Consider the following 16,181-nt stretch of genomic DNA (forward strand, 5'->3'; position numbering starts at 1 on the left):
CTCGCCACAATAAATCCCCTCGCCACAGAAAATCCCCCCGCCAAAGGTATACCTCTTCAGTTTCCTTGTGTGCTCAGGGCCCCTTGAAAACGTCGCAGATCAAGCGTCAGAGGAAACTCGTCATCCACCTCCAGATGGGGGATCGGCAGCTTCCCAGGTGTGTGCCCCAGACGGAAAAAACGCGCCATCCGCCGGCTCTCGGCCTCGTTGGCGTTCACCGGCAGGCTGTCGTAGTTGCGCCCGCCCGGGTGCGCCACATGGTACTGGCAACCGCCCACGGAACGCTGCATCCAGGTGTCGAGCAGATCGAAGACCAGCGGCGCGTGGACCGGGATGGTCGGCTGCAGGCAACTGGCCGGCTGCCAGGCACGGAAACGCACCCCGGCGACAAACTCTCCGACCCGTCCGGTGGGTTGCAGCGGCACCGGTATACCGTTGCACATCAGCAGATACCGTTGCGGGGCCAGGCCACTGAGCTTGATCTGCAAGCGCTCCAGGGATGAGTCGACATAGCGCACGGTGCCACCGACTGCGCCCTCCTCGCCCAATACATGCCAAGGCTCCAGGGCCTGGCGCAGTTGCAACTCGATACCGCCTGCCGCGTAGTCGCCCACCTTCGGGAAGCGGAACTCCAGATGTGCGGCGAACCACTCGGCCCGCAGCGGGTAGCCGGCGGTGTTCAGTTCTTCGATGACATCGGCGAAGTCCTGTTCGATGAAGTGGGGCAGCAGAAACCGGTCATGCAGCTCAGTGCCCCAGCGCGCCAGTTTGGCCGGTGCATAAGGTTCGCGCCAGAACCGCGCCACCAGCGCCCGCAACAGTAATTGCTGGGCCAGGCTCATGCGGGCGTGGGGCGGCATTTCAAAGGCACGCAGTTCCAGCAGGCCGAGACGCCCGGTGGCGCCGTCCGGTGAGTACAGCTTATCGATGCAGAATTCGGCACGGTGAGTGTTGCCGGTCACGTCGATCAACAGGTTGCGCAACAACCGGTCGACCAGCCAGGGCGGACATTCCTCGCCTGGCTCCGGCATCTGCGCAAAGGCGATTTCCAATTCGTATAGCGCGTCGTTACGGGCTTCGTCCACCCGGGGCGCCTGGGACGTCGGGCCGATGAACAATCCGGAAAACAGGTAGGACAAGGAGGGATGGTTATGCCAGTAGCTGATCAGGCTGCGCAGCAGATCGGGGCGTCGCAGAAACGGTGAGTCGGCCGGTGTCGCACCGCCGAGGACGAAATGGTTACCGCCGCCCGTACCGGTGTGCCGACCATCGATCATGAATTTTTCGGTGGTCAGGCGGGTCTGCCGGGCCTGCTCGTAGAGGAATTCGGTGCGCTCGACCAATTCATCCCAGGACGCCGAGGGTTGCACGTTCACTTCAATCACCCCAGGATCCGGCGTGATGCGAAAGTTGCCCAGGCGTTGATCGAACGGTGGCTCATAGCCTTCCAACAGCACCGGGCACTGCAGTTCCTCGGCGGTGGCCTCGATGGCGCTGACCAGCTCAAGGTAATCCTCGACCCGCTCCAGGGGCGGCATGAACAGATACAACCGCCCTTCGCGGGCCTCGGCGCAGAAGGCGGTGCGGGTCAGCCAGTCGGCGGACACGTCGATTTCCGGTACGCGTTCCTCTTCGATCAACGCCTCAACGTGGCGCGCCAGTTTTGCGGCGTCGGGCAGCCCAGGCAAATCCTGATTCGGGTCGGTGGGATGGATGAACGGATATTCGGCCGCCGTCACCCATGGCTGGGACGCCAGCGGCAAGCGATAGCCCAGGGGGGAATCTCCCGGCACCAATCGGCAGTGGTTGTCCCGCAGGTACCAGCGACCGCTCTGCCATTGATCGCCCTTGGCGGTGCGGGCCAGTGGCAGGACCTGGCCGATCACTTTATCCAGGCCCTGGCTGAAGACCTTGCGCAACCGTGCCCGCTCCAGGGTATCGTCCAGGCGTGGATCCTGGGCGCTGACATTCGAAGGCAACGCGCCTTCGCGCCAGAGGTAATAGAAGTTGTCTTCGTAGGCCGGAAACACGAAGCGCGCGGGAATGTTCAAACGCTCGGCGACACTCGTCAGAAAACGCCCGGCCATTTCGCCATCGGCGCCATAGTCCTGCTGCTCGTCGGCGATCAAGGCGTCGTTGTGCCAGATCGGCACGCCGTCACGCCGCCAGTAACAGTTTAGGGACCAGCGTGGTAACTGTTCGCCGGGGTACCACTTGCCCTGGCCGAAATGCACCAGCCCCTGGGGCGCGTAGTGCTCGCGCATGCGCTGGAACAGTTCGGAGGAGAGCCGGCGCTTGTCCGGGCCAAGGGCCGCGGTGTTCCACTCGGCGCCGTCCGGGTCATCGATGGAAACGAAGGTCGGCTCGCCGCCCATGGTCAGCCGCACATCGCCTTCCAGCAGGTCGGCGTCGATCTGCCGGCCCAAAGCCTGGATCGCCAGCCATTGCTCTTCGGTGTAGGGCTTGGTCACCCGCGGTGCTTCCCAGACCCGCTCCACGGACATTTCATGGCTGAATTCGCACTCGCAAGGTTCCACCAGGCCCGTGATCGGTGCCGCCGATGAAGGATCGGGGCTGCAAGCCAGCGGAATGTGCCCTTCGCCGGCAAACAGGCCGGACGTCGCATCCAGGCCGATCCAGCCGGCGCCGGGCAGGTAGACCTCGCACCAGGCATGCAGGTCGGTGAAGTCCACTTCGGTACCGGACGGGCCGTCGAGGCTCTTCACATCGGCGGTCAATTGGATCAGGTAACCGGAGACGAACCGCGCGGCCAGGCCCAGGTGACGCAACAGTTGCACCAACAGCCAGGCCGAGTCGCGGCAGGAACCGGACGCCTGTTCCAGGGTGTGTTCCGGGGTCTGGACACCGGGCTCCATGCGGATCAAATAGCTGATGTCGTCGTGCAGGCGCTGGTTGAGCGCCACCAAAAAATCCACCGCCGGCAGCGGCGTGCGGTCGATGCCATCAAGGTACGCCTTGAATTTCGGCGTCAGCGGCAACGTCTCCAGGTACGGCATCAGCTCGTGTTTCTCATCGGCCCCGTAGATGAATGGAATCTTTTCGGCGTAAGGTTCGAGGAAAAAGTCGAACGGATTGAACACCGCCATTTCCGCCAGCAGATCGACCTCGATCCGCAGCTGTTTGGTTTTTTCGGGGAACACCAGGCGCGCCAGGTAATTGCCTTGGGGATCCTGCTGCCAGTTGATGAAGTGCTGCTCAGGCGAAACTTTCAATGCATAGGAAAGAATCCGCGTACGGCTGTGGGGCGCGGGGCGCAGGCGAACGATCTGCGGGCCGAGCTCGACGGCACGGTCGTAGCGGTAATGCGTGACGTGATGCAATGCGACATGGATCGACACGGCGTGCCTCCTGCAAACCTGGGCGGAATAGAAAGCGGCGCAAGACTTATGCCATGCAGGCGGGCCGGACACTTTCTTCGTCTACTCCAGGCAGTAGAGCACTAAAACCGAACGATGCCCGACTTCCCGTGCACAGAGCTGCACATAAATGTGGCGGGGATCGTAGCGAATCGACTCAGCGGCGCGGGCGTGAGGCCTTTATCGCTTGGGAGAGGCGTTCACGCTGATGGCGAATGTCGACCAGTTTGCCGCGCATTTCGCGGTGGCGCTTGCTGTTGAGCAGGAGCAAGCCCAGTAGTGGAAACAATACAGCCATCACGTAGATAACTTTATGGGGGCGACCTTCAATGGTCGGTAATACGCTCAACAAACATAAAACCAGCACACCGACCAGTCCCCATACCCACCGAGGCCTCCCGCGCATCACCATGAAATTGCAATGCACTGCAACCAGGGTGACTGCCGAACCTCCTAATACCGACCAGGTCGCTTGCTCGCCGACTGATGCCCCAGACAAATAGAACGTGACCAATAAGGGGACAGCACAGCCCACGGAAAATAGCACCGCGAAAATGCCGCCAATGAAGGTTGGGAAATAGCACGCTAGAAAACGCGGCAAAGTCAGGTCGTGCATTACGTCTCCCAAGACGGCGATAGGGTAGCGAATCAGCTCAGCGGCGGGCGCGTGACACTTTGGCGGCGTGGATGATGAGTTGGCGTTGGCGGCGGATATCGACCAGCTTGCTGCGCATTTCACGGTGGCGTTTGCTGTTGAGTAACAGCAATCCCAACAGCGGCAGCAGCATCGCGAACAAATAAACGCCTTGATGCGGCCGGTAGGCAAACATTGAAATTACCGTACCCAGACAGGCCAGAAAGTAACCCGCTACACACAGCCCAGACACGTCCGCGAGCCATCAAGAAGTTGCCCACCACCAGGACCAGGGCCAAGGTCCCGAGCCCGACATAGTCGGTCCTGACGGAGGGTTCCAAGGTACGCCAGTAAGTCATTCCAACCAGCACCAGCAACGTTGACCCTGAAAAGCAGGCCAGCAGGATGGTGCCCATGAACACCGGAAAATAACGGGCAAGGAAGCCCTTCAGCGATCCGCCGGCGACGGTCTTCACATGTCCGTTGCCTGTATAACGACTCATCGGCGGGACCGTGGGATCTTGATAGCTTTGATAATGAGTTCACGCTGGCGGCGAATTCTCACCAGTTCGCGGCGCATTTCACGGTGGCGCTTGCTGTTGAGCAGCAAGAGGGCGAGCAGTGGGAAAAGCAGACTCAAACTGTAAATCAGCCTGTTGGGGCGGTATCCAATCGTGGGCAGTACGCATATAAAACAGAGCCCCAACACTATGGCCAGCAGCAACACCCAGCGCGGACGTCCGCGCGCGATCATAAAATTGCAATGCACAATGACCAGGGTAAGGGCAACGCCACTCAGAAATGACCATTTCGCTTCATCGGCCAAGGAAAAGTCCCGGAAATAGCTCTCAAAGAACAGCGGAACAGCGAACACCAAGGCAAAGACCGACGCCAGTATCGCCCCTATGAAGACGGGGAAATACCTGAATAAAAAGCCGCTAATACTGGGTTGATCCTTCACTGGTCTATTTCCTCATACAGGCCTACGGCAATCGTCCGGACATTTCCAGAAACTGCGCTTCCGGTGAAGCCGATCGCGGCCCCCAAGGCGTCCCGTATCTGCGTGACCGTTGCATGCTTGAGCTGAGTTGATGTGAAGCGTTTGGGTAGCTCACCAGACAACTGCTTCAACTTCAGGAGTTTTGAGGTCAAGCGAGGGTCATTGATACTCAACAACTCCTTGGTCAGTTTGGCCCGCTCTTGTCGATTTAACCCCCTAAGCACCTCTCGCACACTTTTACCTGTTGTAGCCTTATTCAGTCTGACCAGTTTGAGGGTCGTCAGCGAAGACGCACCTACTCCTACCAAAGACGCGGCGTCCAGGGCAATCATCGTGTACTGGTACCACTCTTCGCTGTCGAGTTGATCATTTAGGACAGGATTACTGATTTCATTGCGAGCGCGATAGCCGCTCGCAACACACTGGACGGTGCTGGCGACGGCAGCGGTATAGCCCAAGGCAGCGATCACGCTACTGGTTCCAGCTGAAAAGGGTATTGCAACGGAACCGCTAAGCACCACGACCCAACCGATAACGGCTCCCGCGCAGGACAAGCTGGTATTGATCGCCTCTGCGACCAATCGCGACTCCCGAGGGTTGTCTTGCACCTGTTGGGCAAACTGAGCCGGCGCAATGTACTTCTGCGCCTCGCGCAAAATAACCCGCTTGGGCTTGATGCTGCAGATCGGCTTGAATTCTCGCAGGGTCACCACGTTGAACTCCGCATCGATATACACCACGCCAGCGCCGACGATGCCGGGGTCGGCGTCAATGGCGGCAAACAGCCGTGGCAAGTTGATCTGGCTTTCGATGCGTTGGCGGGCCATGAACTGGGAGAGACTGTTGTCCATGCCGATGCCGGTTAATGGGGTGCTCATGGGTCGTCCTTGGGTCTAAAAGTCAAGTTGTTGGCAGCACTGAACCTGTGGCGAGGGGATCGCCGACTTCATTGCCCGGAGCAGGGCGGGCGCCACGATAGCAAAGGAGTAGCACTGCCGCTAGAAAGCAAAACGCCAGCACTTAGGCTGGCGTTTGCGACAGGGTTTGGGCGATCAGCGCGGCACGACCGGCTTGCGCGCCGGCTTCGGCCCTTTGCCCTTGGCGGCGTCCTTGCGCTCCTTGGCCGCCTGCTGGTTGCGGGCGAACGCAGCGGCCTTGGCCTGCTCGCGCTTGTCCCACGAGTTGCCGCCGTCGCTGGCACGTGGCGGCAGGCCCGTGTGCTGGGTCAGGATCCGGGTGGTGTCCTTGCCCACCTTGTGGCTGCCGGCCGGTGTCGAGTTCTTGCGACGGGCACTCTGATAGCTGTCGGTCGCCGGCTGGTGCAGCGGGATCAACTGGTGCTTGCCCGGCCCGATCAGGTCGGCACGGCCCATGCGGGTCAGCGCTTCGCGCAGCATCGGCCAGCCCTTGGGGTCGTGATAGCGCAGGAAGGCCTTGTGCAGGCGGCGCTGCTCTTCACTCTTGACGATAGTCACCCCGTCGCTCTTGTAGGTGACCTTGCGCAGCGGGTTCTTGCCCGAGTGGTACATGGCCGTGGCGGTGGCCATCGGCGACGGATAGAACGCCTGCACCTGATCGGCCCGGAAACCGTTGCCCTTGAGCCACAGCGCCAGGTTCATCATGTCTTCGTCGGTGGTGCCCGGGTGGGCGGCGATGAAGTACGGAATCAGGTACTGCTCTTTCCCGGCTTCCTTGGTGTACTTCTCGAACATCCGCTTGAACCGGTCATAGGTGCCGATACCCGGTTTCATCATCTGGTTGAGCGGACCTTCCTCGGTGTGCTCCGGGGCAATCTTCAGGTAACCGCCGACGTGGTGGGTCACCAGCTCCTTGACGTACTCCGGCGACTCGACGGCAAGGTCGTAACGCAGGCCGGAGGCGATCAGGATCTTCTTCACCCCAGGCAACGCCCGGGCGCTGCGGTACAGCTGGATCAGCGAGGAATGGTCGGTGTTCAGGTTCGGGCAGATACCGGGGAACACGCAGGACGGCTTGCGGCACGCGGATTCGATCTCCGGGCTCTTGCAGGCGATGCGGTACATGTTCGCGGTCGGGCCGCCGAGGTCGGAAATCACGCCGGTGAACCCCGGGACCTTGTCGCGGATCTCCTCGATCTCGCGAATGATCGACTCTTCGGAGCGGTTCTGGATGATCCGGCCTTCGTGCTCGGTGATCGAGCAGAAGGTGCAGCCGCCGAAGCAGCCGCGCATGATGTTCACCGAGAAACGGATCATCTCGTAGGCCGGAATCTTTTCCTTGCCGTACGCCGGGTGCGGAACACGTGCGTAAGGCATGCCAAACACGTAGTCCATTTCCTCGGTGGTCATCGGAATGGGCGGCGGGTTGAACCAGACATCGACCTCACCGTGCTTCTGCACCAGGGCCCGGGCGTTGCCTGGGTTGGTCTCCAGGTGAAGCACGCGGTTGGCGTGGGCGTAGAGCACCGCGTCGTTACGGACCTTTTCCACCGATGGCAGGCGGATCACGGTCTTGTCACGGGTCATTTTCGGGCTCGCCAGGATCTGCACGACCTTGGCTTCGCTCGGGTCTTCGGCTGCACTTGAAACAGTCGCCCCTTTTTCCTGCTCGATGGCGCAGGCTTGAGTGTCCTGGGTGTTCACATACGGATTGATGATCTTGTCGATCTTGCCCGGACGGTCGATACGGGTGGAGTCCACCTCATACCAGCCTTGCGGCGTGTCGCGACGGATGAACGCGGTGCCGCGCACATCGGTGATATCTTCGATCTTGTGGCCGTAGGACAGGCGCTGGGCAACCTCGACAATCGCCCGCTCGGCGTTGCCATAGAGCAGGATGTCGGCGCTGGCGTCGATCAGGATCGAGTTGCGCACCCGGTCCTGCCAGTAATCGTAATGGGCGATGCGGCGCAGGGACGCCTCGATGCCGCCCAGCACGATGGGTACATGCTTGTAGGCTTCCTTGCAGCGCTGGCTGTAGACCAGGCTCGCACGGTCCGGCCGCTTGCCCGCCAGACCGCCCGGCGTGTAAGCGTCATCGGAACGGATTTTCTTGTCGGCGGTGTAGCGGTTGATCATCGAGTCCATGTTGCCGGCCGCGACGCCGAAGAACAGGTTCGGCTCGCCGAGTTTCATGAAGTCGTCTTTGGACTGCCAGTTCGGCTGGGCAATGATCCCGACGCGAAAGCCCTGGGCCTCCAGCAGCCGGCCGATAATGGCCATGCCGAACGACGGGTGATCGACATAGGCATCACCGGTCACGATGATGATGTCGCACGAATCCCAGCCGAGCTGATCCATCTCCTCCCTGCTCATGGGCAGGAACGGCGCCGGGCCGAAACATTCGGCCCAGTACTTGGGATAGTCAAATAACGGCTTGGCTGCTTGCATGTCGATGACCGGTATAAAAGATGAAAAATCGCGGGGGCGGAATATAGCACAAAAAATAGCCAATTCCGACGGCTATGGTCGGAAATCGGCGGCGGCGATCCGACGATGGGGCCTGTCAAACGCTACAAATCATTCGTCATCATCGAAGTTGTAGCTGCCCGGCGCCAGGTTCTCGAACCGCGTGTACTTACCGATGAACGCCAGGCGGATAAAGCCGATCGGCCCGTTCCGCTGCTTGCCGATGATGATTTCGGCAATGCCCTTGTGTTCCGTCTCGGGGTGATACACCTCGTCGCGGTACACGAACATGATGACGTCGGCGTCCTGCTCGATCGCTCCGGATTCCCGCAAGTCGGAGTTCACCGGACGCTTGTTGGGACGTTGTTCCAGGGAGCGGTTCAACTGGGACAAGGCCACCACCGGGCAGTTGAACTCCTTGGCCAGAGCCTTGAGGGAACGGGAGATTTCGGAAATCTCGTTGGTTCGGTTGTCACCACTGGAGCCCGGGATCTGCATCAATTGCAGGTAGTCGATCATGATCAGCGCAATATCGCCGTGCTCGCGCACCAGGCGGCGGGTCCGGGCGCGCATTTCCGACGGGCTGATGCCGGCGGTGTCATCGATGAACAGCTTGCGGTCGTTGAGCAGGTTGACCGCCGAGGTCAGGCGTGGCCAGTCGTCGTCTTCCAGTTGGCCGGAACGGACCTTGGTCTGGTCGATACGCCCCAGGGACGACAACATACGCATGATCAGCGATTCGCCTGGCATCTCGAGGGAATACACCAGAACCGCCTTGTCGCTGCGCAACACCGCGTTTTCTACCAGGTTCATCGCAAAGGTGGTCTTACCCATGGAAGGACGGCCAGCGACAATGATCAGGTCGGCTGGCTGCAGGCCGCTGGTCTTCTCGTCGAGATCGGTGTAGCCGGTCGACAAGCCAGTGATGGCATTGTCGGTGTTGAACAGGGTGTCGATACGGTCGATGGCCTTGGTCAGCAGTTCGTTGACCCCCACCGGCCCGCCGGTCTTCGGCCGGGCTTCGGCAATCTGGAAGATTTGCCGTTCGGCTTCGTCGAGGATCTCTTCGGCGGTGCGGCCTTCAGGGTTGAAGGCGCTGTCGGCGATTTCGTTGCTGATACCGATCAACTGACGCAACGTCGCCCGCTGGCGGACAATTTGCGCATAGGCCTTGATGTTGGCGACGGACGGCGTGTTTTTTGCCAGCTCGCCCAGGTAACCGAGGCCGCCGACCTGAGAGGTCTGGCCTTCCTTGTCCAGTTGCTCGGACAGGGTGACCACGTCGATCGGCATGTTCTGATCGGCCAGCTTGGCGATCGCACGGAAAATCAGACGGTGGTCATGTCGGTAGAAATCGCCGTCGGAGACTTGATCGAGCACGCGTTCCCAGGCGTTGTTGTCCAGCATCAGGCCACCGAGCACAGCCTGTTCGGCCTCGATGGAATGCGGGGGCACCTTCAGGGCAGCGGTTTGCAGATCGTATTGCTCGGGAGCGGTGATTTCGTTCATGGCCACTTGATTCTTTGGGAAACCCAGAGGGTTATGAAAATCAGGAATTGCAGAAAGACAAAGGGCACGACCTGTAAACAGGATCGTGCCCGATGTTACCGGCTAGCCCCCAAGGGTGCCAGCCGACAAGTACTGCTTAGGCTGCTACCACGACAACGCGTACGGTGGCTTCAACTTCGGCGTGCAGGTGCACGGCTACGTCGAATTCGCCTACGTTGCGGATGGTGCCATTCGGCAGACGAACTTCGCTCTTCGCAACTTCAACGCCGGAGGCGGTCAGTGCGTCAGCGATGTCGTGGGTACCGATCGAACCGAACAGCTTGCCTTCGTCGCCAGCGGTGGCAGTGATGGTCACTTCCAGCTCGGCCAGTTGGGCAGCACGGCTTTCAGCCGATGCCTTACGGTCTGCGGCGGCTTTTTCCAGCTCGGCGCGACGCTCTTCGAACGCAGCCAGGTTGGCAGCGGTCGCAGCGGTAGCCTTGCCGAAAGGCAGCAGGTAGTTACGGCCGTAACCGGCCTTAACGTTTACTTTGTCGCCCAGGTTGCCCAGGTTGGCGATTTTTTCCAGAAGGATCAGTTGCATGTGAAAATCCTCTAACTTTTAACCTTCACCGTTCGCGCTGTCGGCGTCTTTCGACGCCATACGACCGCGAAAATCAATCAGGCTGTCGACGATGGCCAGGACCACCAGCAACGGATAGATCAGCTGCATGAACAGCAACAACGTGACGTACAACCCCACCAGCCAGAACCTGGCCAGTCGCTTGTGCGCCACCAGCCAATGAATCAGGGCCAGGGCGGCGAAGACCAGCGGTACACTGCACAACGGCGTGAGCATGGCCATCTGCGGACCGAAGTTCGGCCCCAGAAGCATGCCCGCCAGCAGCAACATCGCCAGCCCAAGCGGGAAACGGATGGCGCGAAACTCGCGACCAAAACCACCCGGGTTGTACAACAACGCCTGCCAGTAGCGCCCGATAATCAGGCTCAGCACACTGACGATCTGCAACAAGGCCGCAATCAGGCCGGTCAGGACCGGTGCAATCAGGGACGCGAAACGCGCCTGCTCCTCTGCCGACATCTGCCGGTAGAGATCACCGAGGGCCTCGGGCAGGATTTTTACCAAAGCCTGCGACAGCATCTCGATCTGGGGGGCAAAAGCCACCCCGAGTACCACTGAAAACACCACACCTATCGCTATGCTGACCAGCAGCACGCGGTTCCAGGATTCGCTGGCGCGCAACACCAACGCCAGCGCCGAAGACCCCAGAAGCACCATCAGTGCCCGCGGGTCCGCGGAGTACAGCCACCAGAGCAAGGCCGGCAGCAGTCCCAGAGCAAGAACGCCCGAAGCGTCCCTCAATCCGCGCCGCAAGAGCACAAGGCTCCCGGCGGCAGCACCCAACCAATACAACAACGGCAATGCCGCACATCCAGCCACTACCAGAGTGGCCTGCATACGGCCGCGCATGATGAACTCAGCTAAGGCGCGCATGCATTCAATCCTTTGCTACTTGTCGACTGCCCGGTCTCAGCGGCCGTGGCTGTCGGTGTAGGCCAGCAGGGCCAGGAAGCGGGCGCGCTTGATAGCGGTGGCCAGCTGACGCTGATAACGAGCTTTGGTACCGGTGATGCGGCTTGGAACGATTTTGCCGGTCTCGGATACGTAGGCTTTCAGAGTGTTGAGATCTTTGTAATCGATCTCTTTCACGTCTTCAGCGGTGAAGCGGCAGAATTTACGACGACGGAAGAAACGTGCCATGTGATTGGCTCCTTAAAAGGTCCGTGGATTACTCGTCAGCGTTATCGCTGTTGTCGCTGTCGCTATCGCTGTCATCGCCATCGGCGCTGTCAGAGTGCTCAGGACGGTCGCGACGCTCACGGCGCTCACTGCGGTTTTCTTCAGCCTTGAGCATCTCGGATTGGCCGGTGACGGCTTCTTCGCGACGGATGACCAGGTTACGGATCACTGCATCGTTGTAGCGGAAGTTGTCTTCCAGCTCGGCCAGGGCCTTGCCGGTGCACTCAACGTTCAGCATCACGTAGTGAGCCTTGTGAACATTGTTGATTGCATAGGCCAGTTGACGACGGCCCCAGTCTTCCAGGCGGTGGATTTTGCCGCCGTCTTCTTCGATCAGCTTGGTGTAACGCTCAACCATGCCGCCGACTTGCTCGCTTTGATCCGGGTGGACCAAAAAGATGATTTCGTAATGACGCATGAATGCTCCTTACGGGTTGTAGCCTGCCGCTTAAAAACGGTCAGACAAGGAGTGAATGACACTTATGGACTTGTGGACGCTAGACACATAAGTGCCTGCCATCACAGCAAGGGGCGCAATTGTAGAGAAGGGTCGAGGCAGGTGCAAGGCAATTGGTGATTATTTGAACAACCACTACAACACATGACAATGTGGGAGCGAGCCTGTTCGCGATAGCGGTGGGTCATCCAGCACGAATGGCCGACTGACCCACCGCTATCGCGAGCAGGCTCGCTCCCACAGGGACTTGCCTATGCCTTACTTTTTGGCGGCAGCCTTGACGCCACGCTGACGCAGCGCCTCGAACAGGCACACGCCGGTCGCGACCGAGACGTTGAGGCTGCTGACACTGCCAACCATCGGCAGTTTGACCAGATAATCGCAATGTTCACGGGTCAAGCGACGCATGCCCTTGCCTTCGGCCCCCATGATCAGGATCGTCGGACCGGTGAGGTCCTGTTGATACAGGTCCTGTTCGGCCTCGCCCGCCGTGCCGACCACCCACAAGCCACGCTGCTGGAGTTTTTCCAGGGTGCGCGCCAGGTTGGTCACGGCCACCAGCGGAATCACTTCCGCGGCGCCGCAGGCGACTTTTCGTACGGCTGGCGTCAAGGTTGCCGACTTGTCCTTGGGAACGATCACCGCCAATGCCCCGGCCGCATCCGCCGAACGCAGGCAGGCGCCGAGGTTGTGAGGATCGGTCACACCGTCCAGCACCAGCAGCAAAGGCGCGCCTTCGGTGCGGTCGAGCAATTCCTCGAGCATTGCCTCGCCCCAGACCTGGCTCGGGCTGACCTCGGCTACGACGCCTTGATGCACGCCTTCAACCCAGGCATCCATCTCGCGCCGCTCGGCCTGACCGATTGCCACGCGATTTTCGTTGGCCAGCTCGACCAGGGCCTGGACCCGGGGTTCACTGCGGCTTTCCGCCAGCCAGATCTGCTTGACCCGCTTGGGGTGATGACGCAACAGCGCTTCCACGGCATGCACGCCGTAGATTTTTTCCAACTGACTCATGACTTGGCCTTGGGTTTACGGGCGCCGCCACTTTTAGCCGGGGCCGAGCCCGCTTTCGACGGGCCTTTACGGTGTTTGCTCGGTTTACTGCTTGCGCTTTCGGGAGCCGACCGTCCGGTCTTTCCTCCCGACGCGGCTTTACCACCTTTCTTGGCTTCGGCCAGCAACGCCTGCTTCATTTCGCGACTCTTGCGCACTTCGGCGTTTTTCGCCGCGGCATCGCTCGGACGATAGGCATCGCTGGCTTTTTCCTTGGCCGGGCCACGACGGCCGGATTTGGTCGAGGCCGGCTCGGCAGCGGTCTTGGTCGCAGGTGCAGATGTCTCGGTACCACGCTTCTTGCGCCCGACCGGCGCATCGATGGTTTTTTCCGACATCTCGAAGTCGATCTTGCGCTCGTCGAGATCAACGCGCATCACCCGCACTTCGACGGTATCGCCCAGACGGAAACTGCGCCCGGTGCGCTCGCCCGCCAGACGGTGATGCACAGGGTCGAAGTGGTAGTAATCGCCCGGCAGCGCGGTGACATGCACCAGGCCTTCGACGTAGATATCGGTCAGCTCGACGAACAGGCCGAAACCGGTCACGGCGGTGATCACCCCTGGGAACGACTCACCCACGCGATCCTTCATGTACTCGCACTTGAGCCAGTTCACCACGTCGCGAGTCGCTTCGTCGGCGCGACGCTCGCTCATCGAGCACTGCTCGCCCAACTGCTCCAGGGCTGCCTCGTCGTACGGATAAATGCGCGCCTTGGGAATGGTCATCGCACCGGCACGTTTGACGTGCGGAGTGTTCATCTTCGAATGGATGACGCTGCGGATGGCCCGGTGCGTGAGCAGGTCGGGGTAGCGACGGATCGGCGAGGTGAAGTGGGTATAGGCCTCGTAATTCAGACCGAAGTGGCCCTGGTTGTCAGCGCTGTACACCGCCTGGCTCAAGGAGCGCAGCATCACGGTCTGAATCAGGTGGAAATCAGGACGATCCTTGATATTGGCCAGCAACGCCTGGTAATCCTTGGGCGATGGACCTTCCTTGCCTTTGTGCAGGGACAGGCCGAGCTCCCCGAGGAAGGCGCGCAGTTTTTCCAGGCGTTCCGGCGGCGGACCGTCGTGGACCCGATATAACGCAGGGATTTCATGCTTCTTCAGGAATTCGGCAGTGGCCACGTTGGCGGCCAGCATGCATTCCTCGATCAATTTGTGCGCATCGTTGCGCACGGTCGGACGGATTTCGGCGATCTTGCGCTCGGAACCGAAGACGATCCGGGTTTCCTGGGTTTCGAAATCGATTGCGCCACGCACATGACGCGCGCCCAGCAACACCTTGTACAACGCATAGAGCTGCTTGAGATCCGGCAGAACCTCGTTGTACTCCCCGCGCAGCTTGCGCGACTCGGCGAGCTTAGGCGTTTCCAGCATCGCACTGACCTTGTTGTAGGTCAGGCGGGCGTGGGAATGGATCACCGCTTCGTAGAAGCAGTAGTCAGTCATCTCGCCGGTCTTGGAGATGGTCATCTCGCAGACCATGGCCAGGCGGTCGACATGGGGATTGAGCGAGCACAGGCCGTTGGACAACTGCTCGGGCAGCATCGGCACGACGCGTTCGGGGAAGTACACCGAGTTGCCGCGCACCTGGGCTTCGGCATCCAGTGCCGAACCGAGCTTCACGTAGCTGGAAACGTCGGCAATCGCGACGTACAACTTCCAGCCGCCGGAGAACAGGCGCAGCTTGCCCGGTCGGGCTTCGCAGTAGACCGCGTCGTCGAAGTCCCGCGCATCCTCACCGTCGATGGTGACGAACGGCAGGTGGCGCAGGTCGATGCGCTTTTCTTTGTCCTTTTCTTCGACTTCCGGCTTGAGCTTGGCCGCTTCTTTCAGGACTGCTTCAGGCCAGACGTGGGGAATGTCATAAGTACGCAGGGCAACGTCGATCTCCATGCCCGGCGCCATGTAGTTGCCGACCACTTCCACCACATCGCCTTGCGGCTGGAAGCGCGGGGTTGGCCAGTGCGTGATCTTCACCTCGACGAATTGACCGACCCTGGCGTTGGCGTTGCGGCCCGGGGTAACCAGCACTTCCTGCTGGATCTTCGGGTTGTCCGCGACCACAAAACCGATACCGCCCTCTTCAAAGTAACGACCGACGATGCTTTCGTGCGCACGGGACACCACCTCAACGATCACACCTTCACGGCGACCGCGGCGGTCCAGGCCAGACACACGGGCCAGCGCCCGGTCACCGTCGAACACCAGGCGCATCTGCGCCGGGCTCATGAACAGGTCGTCGCTGCCATCATCGGGAATCAGGAACCCGAAGCCATCACGGTGACCGGCGATACGGCCCAGGATCAGGTCGAGCTTGTCCACCGGCGCATAGGTTCCGCGCCGGGTATAGATCAGTTGAGCATCACGCTCCATCGCACGCAGGCGGCGGCGCAGGGCTTCGAGTTGGTCTTCGGTCGTCAGCCCGAACTCTTCGACCAGTTCTTCACGGCTGGCGGGCGAACCCCGGTCGGCGAGATGCGCCAGGATCAGTTCGCGGCTGGGAATAGGGTTTTCATATTTTTCCGCTTCACGAGCGGCCTCGGGATCGAGGGACTGCCAATCGGCCATTAGAGAGTTTTCACCTTGTCTATATGCGGGTTAGTTTGGCATAGGCGTAATGAAACGGGAAATTTCAGGCATCCGAAGCCCTTTCTAAAGGTCTTTTATCCCGTTCTTCAAGCCGGGAAAGGCACCGCTGGTGAAATTTACCGGTTTTTTTATCAAGAGGGGTTTACAGTTAAAAACACGCTCCGTATAGTGCGCGCCATCGACGACGCACACACGTAGCCGATACTGCCCAGATGGTGAAATTGGTAGACACGCCAGCTTCAGGTGCTGGTGACCGCAAGGTCGTGGAAGTTCGAGTCTTCTTCTGGGCACCAATTTCGAGCAACAGATCAACGATCTGCAAGCTCCCCAAGAACCCGCGAAAGCGGGTTTTTGCGTTTCTACC

12 protein-coding genes, 1 tRNA gene and 1 pseudogene are annotated in these 16,181 nt (G+C 60.3%); 1 reads left to right on the forward strand and 13 read right to left on the reverse strand.

Annotated features, from left to right (window positions below):
* Window positions 1-56 precede the first annotated feature (56 nt).
* The 13 genes and pseudogenes from AD665_RS24535 to rnr all read right to left on the reverse strand — a co-directional run bounded on the left by AD665_RS24535 (window position 57) and on the right by rnr (window position 15,796).
* Complete coding sequence (locus AD665_RS24535; RefSeq protein WP_053194252.1) at window positions 57-3,359, reverse strand: transglutaminase family protein; 3,303 nt, start codon at window positions 3,357-3,359, stop codon at window positions 57-59.
* Window positions 3,360-3,534: 175 nt separating this feature from the next.
* Window positions 3,535-3,993 carry a hypothetical protein gene (locus tag AD665_RS24540; RefSeq protein WP_033034605.1) on the reverse strand — a complete coding sequence of 153 codons (459 nt, stop codon included), beginning with the start codon at window positions 3,991-3,993 and terminating at the stop codon, window positions 3,535-3,537.
* A 37-nt stretch (window positions 3,994-4,030) separates the two neighbouring features.
* Window positions 4,031-4,514: pseudogene (locus AD665_RS24545) on the reverse strand (hypothetical protein).
* Window positions 4,511-4,972 (reverse strand): hypothetical protein, encoded by a 462-nt coding sequence (locus AD665_RS24550; protein WP_053194253.1) that lies wholly within the window; start codon window positions 4,970-4,972, stop codon window positions 4,511-4,513. The pseudogene AD665_RS24545 and the gene AD665_RS24550 overlap by 4 nt, the downstream one beginning before the upstream one ends.
* Complete coding sequence (ssp4, locus tag AD665_RS24555; protein ID WP_024779178.1) at window positions 4,969-5,889, reverse strand: Ssp4 family T6SS effector; 921 nt, start codon at window positions 5,887-5,889, stop codon at window positions 4,969-4,971. The genes AD665_RS24550 and ssp4 overlap by 4 nt, the downstream gene beginning before the upstream one ends.
* A gap of 174 nt (window positions 5,890-6,063) precedes the next feature.
* Window positions 6,064-8,379, reverse strand: coding sequence for a YgiQ family radical SAM protein (locus tag AD665_RS24560; RefSeq protein ID WP_024779177.1), 2,316 nt, complete (start codon window positions 8,377-8,379; stop codon window positions 6,064-6,066).
* A 129-nt stretch (window positions 8,380-8,508) separates the two neighbouring features.
* Window positions 8,509-9,906: a replicative DNA helicase gene (gene dnaB, locus AD665_RS24565; protein WP_024779176.1), complete on the reverse strand. Its 1,398-nt coding sequence runs from the start codon at window positions 9,904-9,906 to the stop codon at window positions 8,509-8,511.
* Between the two features lie 136 nt (window positions 9,907-10,042).
* Window positions 10,043-10,489 (reverse strand): 50S ribosomal protein L9, encoded by a 447-nt coding sequence (gene rplI, locus AD665_RS24570; protein WP_003186385.1) that lies wholly within the window; start codon window positions 10,487-10,489, stop codon window positions 10,043-10,045.
* Window positions 10,490-10,507: 18 nt separating this feature from the next.
* Complete coding sequence (locus AD665_RS24575) at window positions 10,508-11,401, reverse strand: YybS family protein (RefSeq protein WP_024779175.1); 894 nt, start codon at window positions 11,399-11,401, stop codon at window positions 10,508-10,510.
* Between the two features lie 36 nt (window positions 11,402-11,437).
* Window positions 11,438-11,668, reverse strand: coding sequence for a 30S ribosomal protein S18 (rpsR, locus tag AD665_RS24580; protein ID WP_002551829.1), 231 nt, complete (start codon window positions 11,666-11,668; stop codon window positions 11,438-11,440).
* Between the two features lie 28 nt (window positions 11,669-11,696).
* A complete protein-coding gene (gene rpsF, locus AD665_RS24585) occupies window positions 11,697-12,125 on the reverse strand; it encodes a 30S ribosomal protein S6 (RefSeq protein WP_003186395.1) in 429 nt (142 codons plus the stop codon).
* Window positions 12,126-12,422: 297 nt separating this feature from the next.
* Window positions 12,423-13,181, reverse strand: coding sequence for a 23S rRNA (guanosine(2251)-2'-O)-methyltransferase RlmB (gene rlmB / locus AD665_RS24590; RefSeq protein ID WP_024779174.1), 759 nt, complete (start codon window positions 13,179-13,181; stop codon window positions 12,423-12,425).
* Entirely contained in the window at window positions 13,178-15,796 is a 2,619-nt protein-coding gene (gene rnr, locus AD665_RS24595; RefSeq protein ID WP_053194254.1) for a ribonuclease R, read from the reverse strand. Before rnr ends, rlmB begins: the two co-directional genes overlap by 4 nt.
* 227 nt (window positions 15,797-16,023) lie before the next feature.
* On the opposite strand from rnr, the gene AD665_RS24600 reads away from it, so the two are divergent.
* Window positions 16,024-16,110, forward strand: a tRNA-Leu gene (locus AD665_RS24600).
* The last annotated feature ends 71 nt before the right edge of the window (window positions 16,111-16,181 follow it).

This window comes from Pseudomonas corrugata (assembly GCF_001269905.1).
Taxonomy (GTDB): domain Bacteria; phylum Pseudomonadota; class Gammaproteobacteria; order Pseudomonadales; family Pseudomonadaceae; genus Aquipseudomonas; species Aquipseudomonas corrugata.

Bases quoted from the DNA above. Each gene is read 5' to 3' on its own strand.
- rpsR (WP_002551829.1), bottom strand. From the start codon at position 11,668: ATGGCACGTTTCTTCCGTCGTCGTAAATTCTGCCGCTTCACCGCTGAA.
- rpsF (WP_003186395.1), bottom strand. From the start codon at position 12,125: ATGCGTCATTACGAAATCATCTTTTTGGTCCACCCGGATCAAAGCGAG.
- rplI (WP_003186385.1), bottom strand. From the start codon at position 10,489: ATGCAACTGATCCTTCTGGAAAAAATCGCCAACCTGGGCAACCTGGGC.
- AD665_RS24575 (WP_024779175.1), bottom strand. From the start codon at position 11,401: ATGCGCGCCTTAGCTGAGTTCATCATGCGCGGCCGTATGCAGGCCACT.
- dnaB (WP_024779176.1), bottom strand. From the start codon at position 9,906: ATGAACGAAATCACCGCTCCCGAGCAATACGATCTGCAAACCGCTGCC.
- AD665_RS24540 (WP_033034605.1), bottom strand. From the start codon at position 3,993: ATGCACGACCTGACTTTGCCGCGTTTTCTAGCGTGCTATTTCCCAACC.
- rnr (WP_053194254.1), bottom strand. From the start codon at position 15,796: ATGGCCGATTGGCAGTCCCTCGATCCCGAGGCCGCTCGTGAAGCGGAA.
- rlmB (WP_024779174.1), bottom strand. From the start codon at position 13,181: ATGAGTCAGTTGGAAAAAATCTACGGCGTGCATGCCGTGGAAGCGCTG.
- AD665_RS24560 (WP_024779177.1), bottom strand. From the start codon at position 8,379: ATGCAAGCAGCCAAGCCGTTATTTGACTATCCCAAGTACTGGGCCGAA.
- ssp4 (WP_024779178.1), bottom strand. From the start codon at position 5,889: ATGAGCACCCCATTAACCGGCATCGGCATGGACAACAGTCTCTCCCAG.